Source organism: Kosakonia oryzendophytica (assembly GCF_900094925.1).
Classification (GTDB): Bacteria; Pseudomonadota; Gammaproteobacteria; order Enterobacterales; family Enterobacteriaceae; genus Kosakonia; species Kosakonia oryzendophytica.
Map to the genome: position 1 here is coordinate 1 of NZ_FMAY01000005.1, position 19,696 is coordinate 19,696.

Genomic DNA, 19,696 nt, shown 5'->3' on the forward strand with positions numbered 1-19,696 from the left:
GACCGATCAGGGCCCGGAATTTACCTGCCGCGCGCTCGATCAATGGGCCTTTGAGCATAGTGTGGAACTACGGCTTATCCAGCCAGGTAAGCCAACGCAGAACGGATTTATTGAGAGTTTTAACGGACGCTTTCGCGATGAGTGTCTGAATGAACACTGGTTCAGCGATATTCTTCATGCCCGGAAAACGATTAATGACTGGCGGCAGGATTATAACGAGTGCCGTCCCCATTCATCGCTGGATTACCAGACACCAGCTGAATTCGCAACGGACTGGCGAAACAGGAAATATGAAGAAAAACCAACCGACATTACTAACTGAAGGTTGTATCTAATCCCGGGGGCAGATCAGTAAAGTTGTAATGTCCGTTCTGGGCTAAGTTAAGATGTCCGTCAGGTAGATTTACCCTCAAGGGATTCTGATGACGGCTCATGCAGCGGAGTTTTTTTACTTTGGATGAAGTTAACCGACTCAAAATCATTCAGGATGTCGTCGACCGGCGTCTGACCACGCAGATCGCCGCGCAGCACTTGGGTATCTCTTGTCAGCTATATCAAGCTAGGGCATGTGAAAATTTCGGCGGCTTGATAGTGATGCTTAATTGAGGTTAATCAACATCTGTTATTTATGCTCTACATGCAATGTAGGTAGAATTATAGATTATTTTAAATAATCAAAAATTTATTATATTAATCAATGATGAAACACCAATGCATCAGCGTTTATGAAACATCAACATCGATGTCAGTGCTGCTTACCCATCCATCAAGCTTATCAGCCCATTCCTGCATCATCACTTTACGCTCATCAAGATACGTCGCATGGTTGTAAGTGCGGCGAACATTGTTGGTATCAGCGTGCGCAAGCTGAGCCTCGATAGCATCAGGCCGATAGCCCATCTCGTTTAAACGGGTACTTCCTGTAGTTCTGGTTGCATGTGGACTATAAGTTCCGCTCCAGCCGAGGCTTTTAAGTAGCTGACGCAGCGAGTGTGATGTCATCGGGCCACGTGGGTTATCTCGTCCCGGAAAAAGGTGCTGTCGATGCCCGGTTAATCCCTGTAGCGTTTTGAGCATGTTGACGGCTTGAGAGGGGAGGGGAATAACATGTTCCCTACGAGCTTTCATGCGCGTCGCCGGTATGGTCCATAGCGCATTATCGAGATCGAATTCTGCCCATTCAGCTTCGGTGACTTCGGCTGGCCGCGCCAGCGTCCACCACATTAGCCACATGCAATAGTTAACCTGATATGAGCCGCGACTGTTATCAAAACAGCTTAATAGCTTCCCGATTTGCTGTGGATTCAATGCCTGTTTATGCTGTGTCTTATTCGCCGGAAGCGCCTTGCGTACAGGCCAGACAGGATCGCTGTCAGCTCTAAGCGTTGCCACTGCCAACTCGAAAACCGATGAAATGGTACGTCGGGCTTCAGCAGCAACAGTCGGAGCGCCGCGTTTAGCGGTTTCCTGAAGAATTTTAAGAATGTGGTGTGGGGTGATCTCTCTGACAGGGAGCTTACCGATTGCGGGGAAAACCACACGTTCAAGCATATCCAGTCGGCGTGTTTTGGTAATTTCGGCCCAGTCTTTCATCTGCAACCACTCTTTGGCGATCAGCTCAAAGGTGTTAGAAGCATCATTGACCTTGCGGATCTTATCTAACTGACGAGCCTGTGTCGGGCTAACTCCATCTGCGACTTGCCTACGCGCTTGCTCGCATTTCTCGCGAGCTTCGGCGAGCTTTATCGCTGGATACTCACCCAACGCAAACATGCTTGATTTACCGTTGAGTTTAAATCGATAGCGCCATGCCTTTTTGCCATTGGGTTTCACTTCGAGGTAGAGACCATTAAAGTCATTGAGTCGATAGAGTTTTTCTTTCGGCCTGGCAGTGCGGCATTGCGTATCAGTGAGCATAGCGGGTCCTTGACTATTTCTTATACCGTTATTGTACTCACCTAAAATGATAATGAAAACGGATTGTACTCATCTATGTACTCATTTTAGACTGCGCTTTCATGAGATCACATGAGACAATGTGGAATAAAAAATCCACGCAAGTGCGTGGATTTTAGAGGGTTTTGTGAGCTTCATGAGATGTTATGAAACCTCATGAGACAACAAAACTTATTTAGACGTTAAACAGGAAGTTCATGACGTCGCCGTCTTTGACGATATAGTCTTTACCTTCTGAACGCATTTTGCCGGCTTCTTTCGCGCCTTGCTCGCCTTTGTAAGTAATAAAGTCTTCATAGGCAATAGTCTGGGCGCGAATAAAACCTTTTTCAAAATCGGTGTGGATTTTCCCTGCCGCTTGCGGCGCGGTCGCGCCAACCGGAATGGTCCACGCGCGGACCTCTTTCACACCGGCGGTGAAGTAGGTTTGCAGGTTCAGCAATTCGTAACCGGCGCGGATCACACGGTTCAGGCCCGGCTCTTCCAGCCCCAGTTCTGCCATAAACTCTTCACGATCGGCATCGTCCAGCTCGGCGATGTCGGACTCTACTGCGGCACAGACGGCAACCACGACAGAGCCTTCTTTGGCGGCGATTTCACGCACCTGATCCAGATACGGGTTGTTCTCGAAACCATCTTCATTGACGTTAGCAATGTACATGGTCGGTTTCAGCGTCAGGAAGCTCAGGTAGCGGATGGCTGCTTTATCTTCGTCCGTCAGATCCAGCGAACGCAGCATGCCGGCATTTTCAAGCTGCGGCAGGCATTTTTCCAGCGCGGCCAGCTCGGCTTTTGCATCTTTATCGCCGCCTTTGGCTTTCTTCTGCACACGATGAATCGCGCGTTCGCAGGTGTCCAGATCGGCCAGCGCCAACTCGGTATTGATAACGTCAATGTCTTCCGCTGGATCCACTTTGTTGTTCACGTGGATGATATTGTCGTTTTCAAAGCAACGTACAACGTGACCGATGGCTTCGGTTTCACGGATGTTGGTCAGGAACTGGTTGCCCAGGCCTTCGCCTTTGGACGCGCCTTTTACCAGACCGGCGATGTCCACAAACTCCATGGTGGTTGGCAGAATACGCTGCGGTTTGACGATTTCCGCCAGCTTGTCCAGACGCGGATCGGGCATCGGTACGACACCGGTGTTCGGCTCAATGGTACAGAACGGGAAGTTAGCCGCTTCGATACCGGCTTTGGTGAGCGCATTGAACAGGGTGGATTTACCTACGTTGGGCAGGCCAACGATACCGCATTTGAATCCCATGATGTAATTACCTTAATCTCTTGATAATCAACCCGTTACTAAAAACGGATTGCAGAAAAGTGAATAACTTCGCCTATTATACACGTAACCGCTGTAACGCGCGGCAAAAAAGCCGCAGCGCACGGTTTTACTGCGCCTTAAAGGCGTGCAGGCGGTTAGTGGCTTTGGTTAAACCATCTTTCAGCCAAATCTCGGTACAACGCGCCGCTTCGTCTACGGCATCGTCGATCAACTTCTGTTCAGAAACCGGCGGCTTACCCAGCACAAAGCCAACAACTTTGTTTTTATCGCCCGGATGACCGATTCCCACGCGCAAACGGTGAAAATTCGGGTTATTCCCCAGTTTGCTGATAATGTCCTTCAGGCCGTTATGACCGCCATGCCCGCCGCCGAGTTTAAACTTTGCCACACCGGGCGGCAGATCAAGCTCATCGTGCGCGACCAGAATTTCGTCCGGGTTAATGCGATAAAACGTCGCCATCGCCGCGACGGCTTTCCCGCTGAGGTTCATAAACGTCGTGGGAACCAGCAGGCGTACATCTTCGCCAGCCAGATTGATGCGCGAGGTGTAACCAAAAAATTTCGGCTCGTCACGCAGTGGGGCGCGGGCGCGATCCGCCAGCAAATCCACATACCAGGCGCCCGCGTTGTGGCGTGTCGCGGCATATTCGGCGCCGGGGTTTGCCAGCCCGACAATCAGTTTAATCGTCACTTTTTATTCCTGACCAGATCAATCTTCGGCGCGTAGTGTACGTTGTGCAGCGCGCGATGACAAAATTCTCACAGCGAAACGCGAATAATGTTAATGATTGCTCTCATGAACCATTCGAATTTCAACGAGTTCAGTAGCTTATTTGTAAATTTGTGTTAGTCGGATATGTGTAATTGTGATCGCCTCCGCAACCGCTATAAAGCTCGCTGTCTATACTTTATCCACAAGGATTGGGGTGATACCCGTCCAACCCATCGTTCCGGAGGTGACATATGAAACGCAAAAACGCTTCGTTACTCGGTAATGTGCTTATGGGGTTGGGGCTCGTGGTGATGGTTGTTGGAGTGGGATACTCCATTTTAAACCAGCTTCCGCAACTTAACCTGCCACAATTTTTCGCACACGGCGCGGTACTGAGTATTTTCCTGGGGGCTGTGCTTTGGCTTGCGGGGGCACGTGTTAGCGGTCATGAGCAGGTGTGCGATAAGTACTGGTGGGTACGTCACTATGACAAACGCTGCCGTCGCGATCGGCAAAATCACAGCTAACAGATGTTCATGTCGATAACGGTTCCCGCAGGAACCGTTTTTTTTGGTGATGCGCAAAACGGTGTTGCGCACCTGAATCAGATATCGGCCAGCGCCGCGTCGCGGTTCGGGAAAAAAGCCAGCCGGCCAGGAATGGGTTGAATACCTGCGCGGGCCAGCGTACGCAGCGGCTGGAATTCCAGATTGCTGACACGAAGCTCCGTGCCTTCCGGCAAACGAGCCACAAAGCGGCGGAAAGCATCCAGTCCGCCAGCATCCAGTACCGGAACGGCGTCCCATTTGAGTACGACGATGCGTTTCCCGGCAATGCGCGTTTCCAGATCGCTGAACACACCTTCGGCGGCGGCGAAGAACAGCGGACCGATCACGCGCAGCACCAGCACATCTTCTGGTACTTCGACATTAACAGCCGCCAGGTGAGTCATGCGCGCAATGCGGCGCATAAACAATAATGATGCCAGTACGATGCCGACGCTGATGGCAATAACCATATCGAACAGCACCGTCAGTGACATACAGAGCAGCATCACGATGATGTCGTCCGCCGGCGCGCGGCGTAGCAGATCAATCACCTTATGCGCCTCGCTCATGTTCCACGCCACCATCAGCAACAATGCCGCCATGGCCGAGAGGGGGAGCCATGAGAGCAGGGGAGCCAGCACCAGCAACGCCATGATCACCAGCAGTGCGTGGATAACCGCCGCAATGGGGGATGTTGCCCCGGCGCGAACGTTCGCCGCAGAACGGGCAATCGCTGCGGTGGCGGTAATGCCGCCAAAGAACGGTGCGATGATGTTGCCCAGGCCCTGGCCGACCAGTTCGCTGTTGGCTTTGTGCTTGGTGCCGGTCATACCATCCAGCACCACGGCGCAAAGCAAGGATTCAATGGCCCCCAGCATCGCCATCGAAAACGCGGCTGGCAGTAACGCCCGTAATGAATCCCAACTCAGGGTAAATGTCGAACCTGGTAGATCCCACGGTAGCACCAGTTGCGGTAGAAGTTGGGGAATGCCGTTGCCCTGGCTGCCATCGGCCAGCACGTAGTGAAATTGTGAGCCGATAGTCGCGACATGGCCGCCGAGCAGGTTAACAACCAGCATGACCGCGCAGCCTGCAAGCAACGCAGGCAGATGGCCCGGCAGGCGCAATCGCAGGCGCGGCCAGAAGATCAGTGTTCCGAGCGTGACCACGCCGATAGCGGCATCGCCAGCATTCACGGTGGGCAGCGCCATCACCAGCGCGCCGACTTTTTGCAGGTAGTGCTCCGGCACGTGCGTCAGTTGCAGGCCAAGAAAGTCTTTGATCTGCATGGTGGCAATCGTGATGCCGATCCCGGAGGTAAAGCCGAGCGTGACGGAAAGCGGAATGTATTCGATCAGGCGGCCAAAGCGCGCCAGACCGAAGAGGATCAGAAACACGCCGGACATCAACGTCGCGACCAACAGTCCCGCGAGGCCAAACTGCTGCGAAACGGGATAGAGGATCACCACGAACGCGGCGGTCGGGCCTGAAACGCTGTAGCGCGAACCTCCGCTCAGCGCAATCACGATACCGGCAATGGCTGCCGTATAGAGTCCATATTGTGGCGCGACGCCGCTCCCGATTGCCAACGCCATCGCAAGGGGAATCGCAATAATCCCGACCGTTATCCCGGCGATCAGATCCCGGGTAAAGCGGGCGGCGGTATATTTTTCTTTCCAGCACGCGTCAATCAGCGCGCGAAAAGGCATAACATGAGGAGAGAGCAGCTTGTTCACAATGGGATGTCATCCGTGAATGCGTCTGTAACGGGTTAATAAATCATACAAGTCATGTTCGGAGATAAAAAAACCCGCCGTAGCGGGTTTTTTCTAACGCAGCGATTAATGCTCGAACATGGCAGAAATCGATTCTTCGTTGCTGATACGACGGATAGCTTCAGCCAGCATGCCAGACAGCGTCAGCGTACGTACGTTCGGCAGCGCTTTAATCTCTTCGCTCAGCGGAATGGTGTCACAGACGACCACTTCGTCGATCACAGAGTTGCGCAGGTTGTTTACCGCATTACCGGAGAAAATCGGGTGAGTGGCGTAAGCGAATACACGTTTTGCTCCGCGTTCTTTCAGCGCTTCTGCCGCTTTGCACAGGGTGCCGCCGGTATCGATCATGTCATCAACCAGCACGCAGTCGCGACCCGCCACGTCGCCGATGATGTGCATCACCTGGGAAACGTTAGCGCGCGGACGGCGTTTGTCGATGATCGCCATGTCGGTGTCGTTCAGCAGTTTGGCAATGGCACGAGCACGAACGACGCCGCCGATGTCCGGAGAAACCACAATCGGGTTGTCCAGATTCAGTTGCAGCATATCTTCGAGCAGGATGGGGCTACCAAACACGTTATCAACCGGTACATCAAAGAAGCCCTGGATCTGTTCAGCATGCAGGTCAACGGTCAGTACGCGGTCTACGCCAACGCTTGAGAGGAAATCGGCAACAACTTTTGCGGTAATCGGTACACGCGCAGAACGCACGCGGCGGTCCTGACGGGCATAGCCAAAGTAAGGAATGACCGCGGTGATACGGCCTGCGGAAGCACGGCGCAGGGCATCGACCATCACAACCAGTTCCATCAGGTTGTCATTGGTAGGGGCACAAGTGGACTGGATGATGAAAATATCACCACCGCGTACATTTTCATTAATTTGTACGCTGACTTCGCCATCGCTAAAGCGACCTACGGCGGCGTCGCCGAGAGAAGTGTACAGGCGGTTGGCAATACGTTGTGCTAGTTCCGGGGTTGCGTTACCAGCAAAAAGCTTCATATCAGGCACGAGAAGAACCTCAGGCATGCGTCCAGTGGTGGATAGAGTCGGCCAAAATGTGCGGTCAAGGCAGAAATCTATCCATGCGGTGTATTAAAGAGCGCGATGCAACGTCTGGAACATGAGTGACGTTGTCACCGGAGCTCAGCTTGCCCGGCGATGGCTTGCGCTAGCGGCGAGAGGTTGACGCCTCGCGCGACAAAACCGTTTAGCCATTCCGGGGCTTGCTCAAGCACCTGACGAGCGGCGGATTCGGTGTCAAATTCGGAAAAGACACAGGCTCCTGTGCCAGTCAGGCGCGACGGCGCGTATTCTAACAGCCAGGAAAGCGCCGCATCAACCTCGCGAAAACGTTTTCTTGCGATAACCTCGCAATCGTTGCCGAATTCACATTTTAGTAACGTCTCAATGGACCTTTTCGGTGTATTTCTCGGCAACTCTGGATCCTTGAAGATGACCGGCGTAGGGATGCTTACGCCGGGATGCGCCACCAGATACCATTTTTCCGGTGGGTTAACGGGCGTAAGCACTTCACCCACACCTTCCGCGAATGCGGCATGCCCACGCACAAATACCGGCACATCTGCGCCAAGCGTCAGCCCCAGTTCCGCCAGTTCGTCTACGCGCAAATTACAGCGCCACAGGTGGTTTAATGCCACCAGTACGGTGGCAGCATCCGAGGAGCCGCCGCCCAGCCCGCCGCCCATTGGCAAGCGTTTATCGATGGCAATATCCGCACCGCTGCCCGCCGCTAACCGCCCGGTTTCTGCGGCGCGTTTCATCAGCATACGGGCGGCGCGAACGATAAGATTGTCCGCATCGGGCACGCCATCAATCGGCGTCAGCAAACGAATCTCGCCATCATGGCGGGGTTCAATGTGTAAGGTGTCGCCATAATCCAGAAACTGGAACAGCGTCTGTAAGGTGTGATAACCGTCAGGGCGTTGACCGGTAATGTATAAAAAAAGATTGAGCTTCGCCGGAGCCGGCCAGGTGGTCATCATTTAACGATCCAGTTATCCATTTTTAGCTTGATGCGCTGGCTACCGTCACTCAACTCCATGTTTGCAGGCAGAGAAGGCTGGGTTTTGCTGTCATAACCGCCATAAACCACTTTCCAGGTTTTGCCGCCCTGGCTGTAATTGACTTCACTCAGGCGATACTGATCGTCAAGGGTATAATCGGTCGCTTCGCCCGGCAGGCCAAGGATCCACTGACGCAGGCTGTTGAGCGGAATCGGCATACCGGTCAGTTTGCCGATCATCTCTTCGGCATCGTCAGCGGTATAATGCTTGCCTTTGTTATCCACCAGTTCAACAGAGCCCGGTTGCGCGTTCAGCTCCAGTTCGGTGCTGCCGAGGGGATTCGTAAGCAGAAGACGGTAGCGATCCTGCCCGGTCTGCTGCCAGAAGAAACGGGCGTAGACTTTTTGTTGGTCGGAAAGATAAGCAAAGGCGCCGCGTGTTTGATACTGGCTTAACGCGCGGACTTGCTGCTGGTGCTGACGCCACTGCGGCGCGTCAGGACTTTTGCCCGGGCCTTTTGGCGCAGTGATCGTACAGGCGGTGAGAACGAGGCTGGCCAGTGGCAGCAGGCGAATAAGGCGGGAAGCAGGCAAAGTCATAATGATGACAAATCCTTGAGATACGTTGCAGTTATTACCCCTAATGCTAGCGTCGTGATGAAACAGCGTCTACGTTCAAGTTGTCTTAAATCATTAAATTACCAATTACTCCGAAAGGGTAGTCTCTCTTTTATTGACCACGCGCATCCTGTATGATGCGCAGAGTCTAACCTTATCAACGTTGGTACTATTCCCGCGCCCATGACCCTTTTAGCACTAGGCATCAACCACAAAACGGCACCCGTTTCGTTGCGAGAACGCATTGCATTTTCGCCGGAAACGCTTGACCAGGCTCTGGAAAGCCTGCTCTCGCAGCCGATGGTGCAAGGCGGAGTGGTGCTGTCGACCTGTAACCGCACTGAACTTTATTTGAGCGTTGAAGAGCGGGATAACCTGCATGAAGCGCTGGTGCGTTGGCTGTGCGATTATCATCATTTGCGGGAAGACGAAGTCCGCCAGAGCTTGTACTGGCACCAGGATAACGACGCGGTCAGCCATTTAATGCGTGTGGCCAGCGGTCTGGATTCGTTGGTTCTCGGCGAACCACAAATTCTCGGTCAGGTTAAAAAAGCCTTTGCCGATTCTCAGCGCGGGCATCACAACGCCAGCGATCTGGAGCGCATGTTCCAGAAATCCTTCTCTGTTGCGAAACGAGTGCGCACCGAAACCGATATCGGTGCTAGTGCCGTGTCCGTTGCGTTTGCTGCCTGTACGCTGGCGCGGCAAATTTTCGAATCACTGGCGTCGGTGACGGTGCTGCTGGTTGGCGCTGGAGAGACCATCGAGCTTGTAGCGCGGCATCTTCGTGAACACAAAGTGCAGAAAATGATCATTGCCAACCGCACCCGTGAACGCGCGCAGGCGCTGGCGGATGAGGTGGGAGCGGAAGTGATCTCGCTGAGCGATATTGATGAGCGTCTGAAAGACGCTGACATCGTGATCAGCTCTACCGCCAGCCCGTTGCCGATCATCGGCAAAGGGATGATGGAGCGCGCCATGAAGGCCCGGCGTAATCAACCTGTGCTGTTGGTGGATATCGCCGTTCCGCGCGACGTTGAACCGGAAGTCGGTAAAGTCGCTAACGCCTATCTCTACAGCGTGGACGACCTGCAAAGCATCATTCAGCACAACCTGGCGCAGCGTAAAGCCGCGGCGGTACAGGCAGAAACAATTGTCGCCCAGGAAACCAGTGAATTTATGGCCTGGCTGCGTGCACAAAGCGCCAGCGAGACTATCCGTGAATACCGCAGCCAGTCTGAAGTTGTTCGTGATGAGCTGACGGCAAAAGCGATCGCTGCGCTGGAGCAGGGTGGCGATCCGCAGACTATTATGCAGGATCTGGCGTGGAAACTGACCAACCGCCTGATCCACGCACCAACCAAATCTCTTCAGCAGGCTGCCCGTGACGGGGACGATGAACGCCTGCATATTCTGCGCAACAGCCTCGGGCTGGATTAGCACAACAATCTCTTATTACAAGGTGCACTTACGCCTATGAAGCCTTCTATCGTTGCAAAACTGGAAGCCCTGCATGAGCGCCATGAAGAAGTTCAGGCGCTGCTCGGTGACGCGCAAACCATCGCCGACCAGGACAAGTTTCGCGCGCTGTCGCGGGAATTCGCGCAGTTAAGCGATGTATCACGCTGTTTTACTGACTGGCAACAGGTTCAGGAAGATATCGAAACGGCGCAAATGATGCTTGATGATCCGGAAATGCGTGACATGGCACAGGACGAGTTACGCGACGCGAAAGAAAAAAGTGAACAGCTTGAACAACAGTTGCAACTTTTACTGCTGCCAAAAGATCCGGACGATGAACGTAATGCGTTTGTTGAAGTGCGTGCCGGGACAGGTGGTGACGAAGCGGCGCTGTTCGCAGGCGACCTGTTCCGTATGTACAGCCGTTATGCGGAAGCCCGTCGCTGGCGCGTAGAGATCATGAGCGCCAACGATGGCGAGCACGGTGGATACAAAGAAGTGATTGCCAAAATCAGCGGTGACGGTGTCTATGGCCGACTCAAATTCGAATCCGGCGGTCATCGTGTACAGCGCGTTCCCGCCACTGAATCACAGGGCCGTATCCATACCTCGGCCTGTACCGTGGCAGTGATGCCGGAACTGCCAGAAGCAGAACTGCCGGACATTAACCCGGCTGATTTGCGTATCGACACCTTCCGCTCTTCCGGTGCGGGCGGGCAGCACGTTAACACCACCGACTCCGCAATTCGTATTACTCACTTGCCGACAGGCATTGTGGTGGAGTGTCAGGATGAGCGTTCGCAGCACAAAAACAAGGCCAAGGCGTTATCCGTGCTGGGGGCGCGTATCCACGCAGCGGAAATGGCCAAACGTCACCAGGCGGAAGCCTCAACCCGTCGCAACTTACTGGGCAGTGGCGATCGCAGCGACCGTAACCGTACCTATAACTTCCCGCAGGGGCGCGTGACCGATCACCGCATTAACGTGACGCTTTACCGACTGGATGAAGTGATGGAAGGCAAGCTGGATATGCTGATCGAACCGATTGTGCAGGAGTACCAGGCTGACCAACTGGCGGCACTCTCCGAGCAAGACTAATGGACTATCAACAGTGGTTGCGTGAGGCAATACGTCAATTACAGGGGAGTGACAGCCCGCGGCGCGATGCGGAGATCCTGCTCGGTTTTGTGACGGGGAAGTCGCGTACCTTTATACTGGCTTTTGGCGAAACCTGGCTCACCGCAGAGCAACAACAACAGCTCGACGCACTGCTGGCGCGGCGTGTGCGCGGCGAGCCAGTGGCACATCTGGTTGGCGTCCGTGAGTTCTGGTCGTTGCCGCTGTTTGTCTCGCCTGTCACATTGATTCCTCGCCCGGATACCGAATGCCTCGTTGAACAGGCGCTAAACCGCCTGCCTGAGACGCCGTGCCGTATCCTGGATTTAGGCACCGGTACCGGTGCTATTGCACTGGCGATGGCCAGCGAGCGTCCTGACTGCCAGGTGACGGCCGTCGATGTGGTTGCAGAAGCCGTAATGCTGGCGCAGCGTAATGCAGAGCACCTTGGCATTGGTAATGTCGACATTCGCCAGAGCCACTGGTTTAGCGCCCTGGCCGGGCAGACGTTTTCGATGATTGTCAGTAATCCTCCTTATATCGATGAGCAGGATCCGCATTTGGCACAGGGGGATGTGCGTTTTGAACCGTTAAGTGCGCTGGTCGCCGCTGACCACGGGCTGGCGGATTTAGAGAGTATCATCAAGGAAGCGCCTGACTATTTACTACCGGGTGGCTGGTTGCTGCTTGAGCATGGCTGGCAGCAGGCTGAGTTAGTGCGTAACCTGTTTACCCGGCATGGCTGGCGACAGGTTGCCACCTGCCGCGATTATGGCGATAACGAACGTCTGACTCTCGGGCAGTGGCCCTGAGTGGAGTGAACAGGCAATGAGTGCTTTTAAGGTCCTGATTACACTACATTTGACGTCGGTGGTATTGACCATTAGCCTGTTTGTTTTACGCTACTGGTGGCGCTGGTCAGCAAATCCGCGCGCGCAGTCGCGCTGGGTGCGCGTATTGCCGCATACCATTGATACCGTCTTGTTGTTAAGTGGTGCGGGATTAATGTGGGTGTCGGGCTATTTACCTTTTACTGTTAAAGGTGCGTGGCTGACTGAAAAGCTGTTTGGCGTTATCATCTATATCGTTTTGGGTTTTATTGCGCTTGGGCGACATCGCCCGCGCAGCCAGCAGACAGGGTTTATCGCCTTTATGCTGGGGCTGGTGGTGCTGTACATCATCATCAAACTCGCCGCCACAAAAGTACCGATACTGGGGTAAGACATGAGGTCGTTAGCCGATTTCGAATTTAATAAAGCACCGTTATGCGATGGGATGATCCTTGTTTCAGAGCTGATTCGTGATGATTTTCCTTCACAATATGTGCATGACGAACTGGAGCGGCTGCTCAGTCTGGCACGCGAAGAAATCAGCATGGCGAAGCCTCAGGACTGGCAACTGGAAAAACTCATTGAACTGTTTTATGGCGAATGGGGCTTTAAAGATACACGCGGCGTCTACCGTTTGTCCGATGCGCTATGGCTGGATAAAGTGCTGGAAAACCGCCAGGGTAGCGCCGTATCGCTGGGCGCCATTTTACTGTGGGTTGCCGGGCATCTGGACATTCCGCTGACGCCAGTGATTTTCCCGACGCAACTGATCCTGCGCGCCGAATGGCTGGATGGCGAAATGTGGCTGATTAACCCATTTAATGGCGACACGCTGGATGAGCATACGCTGGAAGTGTGGCTGAAAGGCAATATCAGCCCGGTTGCCGAGTTGTTCAATGAAGATCTGGATGAAGCCGATAACGCGGAAGTGATCCGCAAGCTGCTGGATACGCTGAAATCGGCGTTGATGGAAGAGCAGCAGATGGAACTGGCGTTACGCGCCAGTGAAGCATTGTTGCAGTTCAATCCGGAAGATCCCTATGAGATCCGCGACCGTGGACTGATTTATGCGCAACTGGATTGTGACCACGTCGCGCTGCATGATTTAAGTTATTTTGTTGAGCAGTGTCCGGAGGATCCCATCAGTGAGATGATCCGCGCGCAAATCAACACCATTTCACATAAACAGATTACTTTGCATTAAGCATGTGTTCCGATTCACACTCGATAAGGCGATTCTATGAAACAAAAAGTGGTTAGCATTGGCGACATTAAGGTCGCGAACGACCTGCCGTTTGTACTGTTTGGTGGTATGAACGTGCTGGAGTCCCGCGATTTGGCAATGCGCATTTGCGAACACTACGTTACCGTGACCCAAAAACTTGGTATCCCGTACGTGTTCAAAGCCTCTTTTGATAAAGCCAACCGTTCTTCTATCAAGTCCTACCGTGGACCGGGTCTGGAAGAGGGGATGAAGATTTTTCAGGAGCTGAAACAGACGTTTGGCGTAAAAGTGATCACTGACGTGCACGAAGCGTCACAGGCGCAGCCGGTTGCCGATGTCGTTGATGTCATCCAGTTGCCGGCGTTTCTGGCGCGTCAGACGGACCTGGTGGAAGCAATGGCGAAAACCGGTGCGGTTATCAACGTCAAAAAACCACAGTTCGTCAGCCCGGGGCAGATGGGCAATATTGTGGATAAATTCCACGAAGGCGGTAACGACAAAGTTATTCTTTGCGACCGTGGGTCTAACTTCGGTTATGACAATCTGGTTGTGGACATGCTGGGCTTCAGCGTGATGAAGAAAGTCTCCAATAACGCACCGGTGATTTTCGATGTTACCCACGCGCTGCAGTGCCGCGATCCGTTTGGCGCTGCGTCCGGCGGTCGTCGCGCGCAGGTTGCTGAGCTGGCGCGTGCGGGGATGGCAACCGGCCTGGCAGGCTTGTTTATTGAAGCGCATCCGGATCCGGACAATGCGAAATGCGATGGTCCGTCCGCACTGCCGCTGGCGAAGCTGGAGCCGTTCCTGAAGCAGATCAAAGCCATTGATGATCTGGTGAAGAGCTTTGACGAGCTCGATACCCAGTAAGAACGAAAAACCCCGCATCGCGGGGTTTTTTTTTATGGAGACAATCTGCCGTCAGGCAAAAATCGTCATCAGATAGGCTGCAAATAACGCCAAATGCGCCGCGCCGTTCAGCACATTAGTGCGCCCGGTAGAGAAGGAAATATGGCACAACACCAGTGATGCGACCATCACAATCATCTCCGGCGCGCCCAGCGCAAAGATCAAATTATTGCCGGTGAACCACGCAATCAGCGTCACAACCGGCACGGTCAACGAAATGGTTGCCAACACTGAGCCGAAAAAGAGATTCATCGCGCGCTGAACTTGGTTATTCAGAACGGCTTTCAGCGCTCCCAGACCTTCTGGTGAAAGGATCAGCAACGCCACCAGGAAACCGGTAAATGCAACAGGCGCATTCAGTTCGCTCAGCAACGCCTCCAGCGGTTTGGCGTTCATCTTGGTCACAGCGATAACGGCAACCAGATGAATAATCAGCCACGCCGTATGCCACAGATTACCGTGTGCAGAAGGTTTGCCATGGTGCGGATCGTCATCATCGCTCTCATCTTCATGTTCATAGACAAACAGGCTTTGATGCGTTTTTGTTTGAATCAGCAGAAAGACGCCATACATGGCTGCTGAAATCAGCGCCACCAGTAACGACTGACCGATAGTGAAATTAGCAGACGGCAGCGCCATCGGAAACACCAGCACTATAATCGCCAGCGGGAACAGGGCAATCAGGTACTGTTTAATGCCAAACAGATTCATATACTGGGTAGCGAATTTACGCCCGCCGAGCAGCAATGAAAACCCCACCAGACCGCCAGTCACGATCATAATGATGGAGTAGAGCGTATCGCGCATCAGTGTCGGCGCCGCATCGCCAGTGGCCATCAGCGCAGAAATCAGACTTACTTCAAGAATAACGACCGAAAGGCTCAGAATCAGCGAGCCGTAAGGTTCACCGAGGCGGTGCGCGAGAACATCCGCATGGCGCACCACGCTAAAGGCGCTGGATAAAATACCGACCAGCGCCAGAATATTAATGCCGATTACCGCTGGCAGCGACTGCGTACTTCCCCATAACAGCAGTACTCCCAGCGCCAGCACCGGGAAAATAAGCGTGGTCTCCTTGTGGCGGGTTTTTACCGCCTCGTGCGTTGTTGTCATTGTGATTCTCCATCCAGCATGCAGGTATTTGACAATTATAGTTAAAAAATTTGAACGCCTTAACATAGCAAAGCGCGACCCCATGTTGGGGATATTTACCTGATTTTACGGGAAGCAGTTTCTTTCTATTTGAATCCGGCAAAAAGTCGTCTTTTGTTTAAATAGTATTTACTTTACAGAGAGATGATTATGTCTATTTTTCACTAACACGTTACGGCTGGCGCAAAAGGAGGTTGTCGATCAGACTTAAAGATTTCCCCCAGAAGGAGCCAGAAGATGCCGTATAAATCGAAATCTGATCTGCCTGATAGTGTGCAGCATGTGTTACCCGCCCATGCACAAGAGATTTATAAAGAGGCCTTTAATAGCGCCTGGGAGCAATACAAAGATAAAGACGACAGGCGCGATGACGCGAGCCGCGAAGAGACGGCGCACCGTGTCGCCTGGGCTGCAGTCAAACATGATTATGAGAAGGGTGATGACGACAAATGGCATAAAAAGAAATAAACGTCTTTAGCGCGTTATTCGATAGATTGTCGCTATTGCAAGCGGCCTGTGAATTGCATAAGGTCGTAGTAAGTTGCGTTGAAACGCAGCATATGTCGGGAAGGCAGCCGTAAAGCAGTCGCAAGGAAGCATGCAGTGGCGGAGGTAAAAGATGTTAACGCGTGATTTCTTGCTCAAGGCCGATTGTAAAACGGCGTTTGGCGATATAGACGCATCGCTGTTATGGTCGGCGGAACAACGGGCGGCATCCCTGGCTGCCACGCTTGCCTGCCGTCCGGATGACGGTCCGGTGTGGATTTTTGGTTATGGTTCGCTGATGTGGAACCCTGCGCTAGAGTTTGACGAATCCTGCACCGGAACGCTAATCGGTTGGCATCGCGCGTTCTGTTTGCGCCTGACCGCCGGACGCGGTACGGCTTGTCAACCGGGGCGGATGCTTGCACTGAAAGAGGGCGGTCGCACCACCGGCGTGGCTTATCGGTTGCCTGTCCAGACGGTTGAAGAGGAACTGAGCCTGCTGTGGAAGCGTGAGATGATCACCGGCTGCTATATGCCGAGCTGGTGCAAACTCACCCTTGACGATGGCCGTGATGTTAATGCGCTGGTGTTTATCATGGATCCCCGCCATCCACTGTATGAATCTGATACCCGCGCGCAGGTCATCGCGCCGCTGATTGCCGCCGCCAGCGGGCCGCTGGGCACCAACGCGCAATATCTCTTTTCACTTGAGCAGGAACTTATCAAGCTTGGCATGCATGACGATTGTCTGAATGAGCTGGTAGGGAAAGTGCGGGGACTACTGGAAGAAGAAAAACCAGGCCCGGACCTGCAACCTGGTTTTGCCTGCTAACGGTTGCGGCGGTTACGCCGCAACGTAGCTGATTGAGTGCTCAAGCGACTGGCTGTGGCTATCGATCAACACATTCCAGATGCCGCTGTAAGGAACCGCCAGATAGGCGTTTGCACGGTTCTGTACGCTTAAGATATCCGTCTGTGCGTGAGAAGATTGTGTCTTCTCGCTCATCAGATGGATATGGCAACTCTCAGAACAACGAACAACGACCGTATCTCCACCAAATAACTTCAAACTTGCCTTTACCAACGCCATTTTCAACCCCGTAGTTGTTAAACAACGCACTCCTTGCTGGAAAAATCCCGTGCGTAATTTTGTTCACAATTCACTCATTGCATAACACCAAACGGGAGGGGGCAAAATGCTGATTTCGATCAACTAATGACGTAACGATTAAACAAAAATGACATTGTTCGGTGGGGAAAGATGTCGGCGCGAAAAATTGTGGTTAAAACGCGCCGACAAAAGATTAAATGCGGAAATGACCCGCTGTTTCAGCGAGCTCACCCGCTTGCGAGCGCAGTGCACCAGCAGCGGCCGCAGACTCGATCACCAGTTCGGCGTTTTGCTGCACCATGCGATCCAGATCGATAACAGCATGATTTATCTCCTGAATACCTTTCATTTGCTCGCTGGTCGCCACTGTGATCTCCCGCATGATCACCGACACGCTATCAATGCTGGCGACAATGTCGGTCATACTTTCACCCGCGAGCCGCACGAAGCGCGAACCGGTTGCCACGCTTTCAGTGGTGGAATCAATCAGCGTTTTGATCTCTTTCGCCGCCTGCGCGCTACGACTTGCCAGGTTGCGTACTTCACCTGCAACCACGGCGAACCCGCGTCCTTGCTCACCCGCACGCGCCGCTTCAACAGAGGCGTTCAGAGCCAGAATATTGGTCTGGAAGGCAATACCGTCGATCACGCTGGTGATATCGCCAATTTTCGCGGAGGCCACTTCAATGGATTGCATTGTGTTGATGGCCTGGTTCACCACCTGTCCCCCGCGGGAGGCTGCTTCGGATGCGGCATGAGCCTGGTTATTCGCTTGGGACGCCGCATCGGTTGATTGCGCGACGGACGCGGTGATCTGCTCCACGGCGCTGGCGGTTTCACGCAGGCTGGAGGCTGCCTGTTCCGTACGACCGGAGAGATCCTCGTTACCGGCTGCAATCTCCTGCGCTGCCTGCTGCACGGAGTTGCTCGAGTCGCGCAGTTTACCCATCACCACCGAAAGCTTGTCGCTGAAAGCGTTAAATGCCTGAGCGATTTGCGATACTTCATCATTGCCATCTGTCGGCAGTCGCTGGGAGAGATCGTTGGTTCCGCTGCTGATAGCATTCATGGCATCACGGACGGTCAGGAGGCGTTTAAGCAACGTCGAGACAATCCAGTGCATAATCGTGCCGGTGATCAACAGCAACACGATCAGCGTCATTGCAGAGGCTTTTAGCTGTGCGCGTAAACCGGCGGTGGAATCAGCGCTATCCAGTGCGACAGCCAGTACCCAGTCGGTCCCTTTGACCTTACTTGCCAGCAGTTCCTTCGACTCACCCGCATAGACCCCGGAAACGGGGTTACCACTGCGCAAATCGGCGAAGCTGACGCCGCTAATGGCATCGGTGAAGGGTTTCATCGTCAGCTTGTCGTTTCCGGCGGCGATGATGGTACCGTCGCTGGCAAGCAGCATACCGCTACTGTTCGGTGTCGGGCTGATACCTTTCACGTTGGCCACGACGCTGTCCATCGAGACGTCGCCTGCCACCACGCCTTTGAGTGTGCCGTTCTCTTTGACCGGGACGGCGAAAGTGACCACCAGTGCGCCGGTGCTGGCATCCACATAAGGAGCCGTGACAACAGGGGCATCTGCTTTGACGACCTGCTGATACCATGGACGAATTGTCGGATCGTAATCAGGGGGAACGCCGCCAGGATCGGAGAATTTCGCGGTTTTCGTGGCATAGCCAACGTAGACGTTAATGAACCCTCCCGCGCGTGCAATCTGTTTGAATACCGGCACGGGATCGTCGGACAGGGCGACACTTTGCAGCGAGGCGATCATATTCGTTTTGGTGGCAATCCAGTCGGCAATCGCAATGCTGTGACTGGCGCTGGTGCTGGAGAGGATATTTTGCTGCGTTTGCTGGTTGTGCTGGCTGGTTACCTGATAATTGATGATTGTGTTAAGAAGCAAAGCGATAACGAGGCAACCCGCTGTCGCCGCAATAATACGGGCTTTAATTGATCTAAACATTTTTATAGTACCTGCTGTGTTGTCTTTAGGGGCTATCGGCAATACAGCAGGTAAACTTGATGACGTAAGGTCATCCATAAGAAAAAAATATTAAACTCGCCGCAATATTAGAAAGTTAATACTTTATCCGCTGCCAGCGTCCATTGGGCCAGTTCGACCAGCGTGCCTATCTCCACACCGTCAACCAGCGGCAGCGTGGTGATACCACGCCCGTCGGTACAGGTTTTACACAATTTCACCGGCACCTGCTGCGCCGTTAAGATCTCCAGCATCTGCTGGATGTTATAGCCTTCGGCCGGTTTTTGTCCGCGCAGCCCGGCGGTGACCGCATCGGACATCAAGAACAATTTCAGGTCAAGTTCCGCGCTCTGTTCACGCAGCGCAATGGCCAGACGCAGACTGTTAAACAGTGATTCACTACCGTAGGCGGCGCCGTTAGCCACAATGACGATTTTTTGCATCTTCACTCCCTCGATAAAAGTGCGCAGCGTCGACGCTGCGCGGA

Annotated in this window: 21 protein-coding genes and 1 pseudogene; 10 read left to right on the forward strand and 12 right to left on the reverse strand. The window is 53.5% G+C overall.

What is annotated here, in order from left to right; translation table 11 throughout:
* A partial coding sequence (locus tag GA0061071_RS09910; protein WP_139109651.1) for an integrase core domain-containing protein occupies positions 1-322 on the forward strand: 322 nt, incomplete at its 5' end.
* A gap of 125 nt (positions 323-447) precedes the next feature.
* Here the strand turns inward: GA0061071_RS09910 and GA0061071_RS23760 are convergent.
* From GA0061071_RS23760 to pth, 4 genes and pseudogenes are all read right to left on the reverse strand, one after another.
* Positions 448-543, reverse strand: a pseudogene (locus tag GA0061071_RS23760) (hypothetical protein); the annotation flags it as partial.
* Positions 544-723: 180 nt separating this feature from the next.
* Positions 724-1,917: a tyrosine-type recombinase/integrase gene (locus tag GA0061071_RS09915; RefSeq protein WP_088237658.1), complete on the reverse strand. Its 1,194-nt coding sequence runs from the start codon at positions 1,915-1,917 to the stop codon at positions 724-726.
* A gap of 214 nt (positions 1,918-2,131) precedes the next feature.
* Positions 2,132-3,223, reverse strand: a complete 1,092-nt coding sequence (gene ychF, locus GA0061071_RS09920) for a redox-regulated ATPase YchF (protein WP_061496337.1) — start codon at positions 3,221-3,223, stop codon at positions 2,132-2,134.
* 127 nt (positions 3,224-3,350) lie between these two features.
* Positions 3,351-3,935, reverse strand: coding sequence for an aminoacyl-tRNA hydrolase (pth, locus tag GA0061071_RS09925; RefSeq protein WP_061496335.1), 585 nt, complete (start codon positions 3,933-3,935; stop codon positions 3,351-3,353).
* 272 nt (positions 3,936-4,207) lie between these two features.
* Between pth and ychH the strand changes: the two genes are divergently transcribed.
* On the forward strand, positions 4,208-4,483 hold the full coding sequence (ychH, locus tag GA0061071_RS09930) for a stress-induced protein YchH (protein ID WP_061496334.1): 276 nt from the start codon (positions 4,208-4,210) through the stop codon (positions 4,481-4,483).
* Between the two features lie 77 nt (positions 4,484-4,560).
* Here ychH and dauA read toward each other — a convergent pair whose 3' ends face one another.
* The 4 genes from dauA to lolB form a co-directional block, all read right to left on the reverse strand.
* Positions 4,561-6,240, reverse strand: a complete 1,680-nt coding sequence (dauA, locus tag GA0061071_RS09935; protein ID WP_061496332.1) for a C4-dicarboxylic acid transporter DauA — start codon at positions 6,238-6,240, stop codon at positions 4,561-4,563.
* Positions 6,241-6,345: 105 nt separating this feature from the next.
* The gene (gene prs / locus GA0061071_RS09940; RefSeq protein ID WP_012017724.1) at positions 6,346-7,293 is read right to left on the reverse strand and encodes a ribose-phosphate diphosphokinase; all 948 of its coding nucleotides are present in this window, start codon (positions 7,291-7,293) and stop codon (positions 6,346-6,348) included.
* 125 nt (positions 7,294-7,418) lie between these two features.
* Positions 7,419-8,288, reverse strand: a complete 870-nt coding sequence (ispE, locus tag GA0061071_RS09950; RefSeq protein WP_088237657.1) for a 4-(cytidine 5'-diphospho)-2-C-methyl-D-erythritol kinase — start codon at positions 8,286-8,288, stop codon at positions 7,419-7,421.
* Positions 8,285-8,908, reverse strand: coding sequence for a lipoprotein insertase outer membrane protein LolB (gene lolB, locus GA0061071_RS09955; RefSeq protein WP_061496328.1), 624 nt, complete (start codon positions 8,906-8,908; stop codon positions 8,285-8,287). Before lolB ends, ispE begins: the two co-directional genes overlap by 4 nt.
* A gap of 201 nt (positions 8,909-9,109) precedes the next feature.
* On the opposite strand from lolB, the gene hemA reads away from it, so the two are divergent.
* Genes hemA through kdsA form a run of 6 tightly spaced genes read left to right on the forward strand, consistent with a single transcriptional unit; the run spans position 9,110 to position 14,425 of the window.
* The gene (gene hemA, locus GA0061071_RS09960) at positions 9,110-10,366 is read left to right on the forward strand and encodes a glutamyl-tRNA reductase (protein ID WP_061496327.1); all 1,257 of its coding nucleotides are present in this window, start codon (positions 9,110-9,112) and stop codon (positions 10,364-10,366) included.
* Between the two features lie 36 nt (positions 10,367-10,402).
* The gene (gene prfA, locus GA0061071_RS09965) at positions 10,403-11,485 is read left to right on the forward strand and encodes a peptide chain release factor 1 (RefSeq protein ID WP_061496324.1); all 1,083 of its coding nucleotides are present in this window, start codon (positions 10,403-10,405) and stop codon (positions 11,483-11,485) included.
* Entirely contained in the window at positions 11,485-12,315 is an 831-nt protein-coding gene (gene prmC, locus GA0061071_RS09970; RefSeq protein WP_061496322.1) for a peptide chain release factor N(5)-glutamine methyltransferase, read from the forward strand. Before prfA ends, prmC begins: the two co-directional genes overlap by 1 nt.
* Positions 12,316-12,331: 16 nt before the next feature.
* The gene (gene sirB2 / locus GA0061071_RS09975; protein WP_088237656.1) at positions 12,332-12,724 is read left to right on the forward strand and encodes an invasion regulator SirB2; all 393 of its coding nucleotides are present in this window, start codon (positions 12,332-12,334) and stop codon (positions 12,722-12,724) included.
* A gap of 3 nt (positions 12,725-12,727) precedes the next feature.
* Positions 12,728-13,537 (forward strand): invasion regulator SirB1, encoded by an 810-nt coding sequence (gene sirB1 / locus GA0061071_RS09980; RefSeq protein WP_061496318.1) that lies wholly within the window; start codon positions 12,728-12,730, stop codon positions 13,535-13,537.
* A 36-nt stretch (positions 13,538-13,573) separates the two neighbouring features.
* On the forward strand, positions 13,574-14,425 hold the full coding sequence (kdsA, locus tag GA0061071_RS09985) for a 3-deoxy-8-phosphooctulonate synthase (protein WP_061496317.1): 852 nt from the start codon (positions 13,574-13,576) through the stop codon (positions 14,423-14,425).
* Positions 14,426-14,476: 51 nt separating this feature from the next.
* On the opposite strand, the gene chaA is transcribed toward kdsA, so the two are convergent.
* On the reverse strand, positions 14,477-15,577 hold the full coding sequence (gene chaA, locus GA0061071_RS09990) for a sodium-potassium/proton antiporter ChaA (protein ID WP_061496315.1): 1,101 nt from the start codon (positions 15,575-15,577) through the stop codon (positions 14,477-14,479).
* 276 nt (positions 15,578-15,853) lie between these two features.
* On the opposite strand from chaA, the gene chaB reads away from it, so the two are divergent.
* Both chaB and GA0061071_RS10000 read left to right on the forward strand, forming a co-directional pair.
* Positions 15,854-16,084: a putative cation transport regulator ChaB gene (gene chaB, locus GA0061071_RS09995; RefSeq protein WP_061496313.1), complete on the forward strand. Its 231-nt coding sequence runs from the start codon at positions 15,854-15,856 to the stop codon at positions 16,082-16,084.
* A 151-nt stretch (positions 16,085-16,235) separates the two neighbouring features.
* Entirely contained in the window at positions 16,236-16,934 is a 699-nt protein-coding gene (locus tag GA0061071_RS10000; protein WP_088237655.1) for a gamma-glutamylcyclotransferase, read from the forward strand.
* 12 nt (positions 16,935-16,946) lie between these two features.
* Here the strand turns inward: GA0061071_RS10000 and GA0061071_RS10005 are convergent, their stop codons facing one another.
* From GA0061071_RS10005 to GA0061071_RS10015, 3 genes are all read right to left on the reverse strand, one after another.
* On the reverse strand, positions 16,947-17,192 hold the full coding sequence (locus GA0061071_RS10005) for a DUF1883 domain-containing protein (RefSeq protein WP_088237654.1): 246 nt from the start codon (positions 17,190-17,192) through the stop codon (positions 16,947-16,949).
* Positions 17,193-17,406: 214 nt separating this feature from the next.
* Positions 17,407-19,191: a methyl-accepting chemotaxis protein gene (locus GA0061071_RS10010; protein ID WP_061496307.1), complete on the reverse strand. Its 1,785-nt coding sequence runs from the start codon at positions 19,189-19,191 to the stop codon at positions 17,407-17,409.
* Between the two features lie 107 nt (positions 19,192-19,298).
* Entirely contained in the window at positions 19,299-19,652 is a 354-nt protein-coding gene (locus GA0061071_RS10015; RefSeq protein ID WP_061496305.1) for a DsrE/DsrF/TusD sulfur relay family protein, read from the reverse strand.
* Between the last annotated feature and the right edge of the window lie 44 nt (positions 19,653-19,696).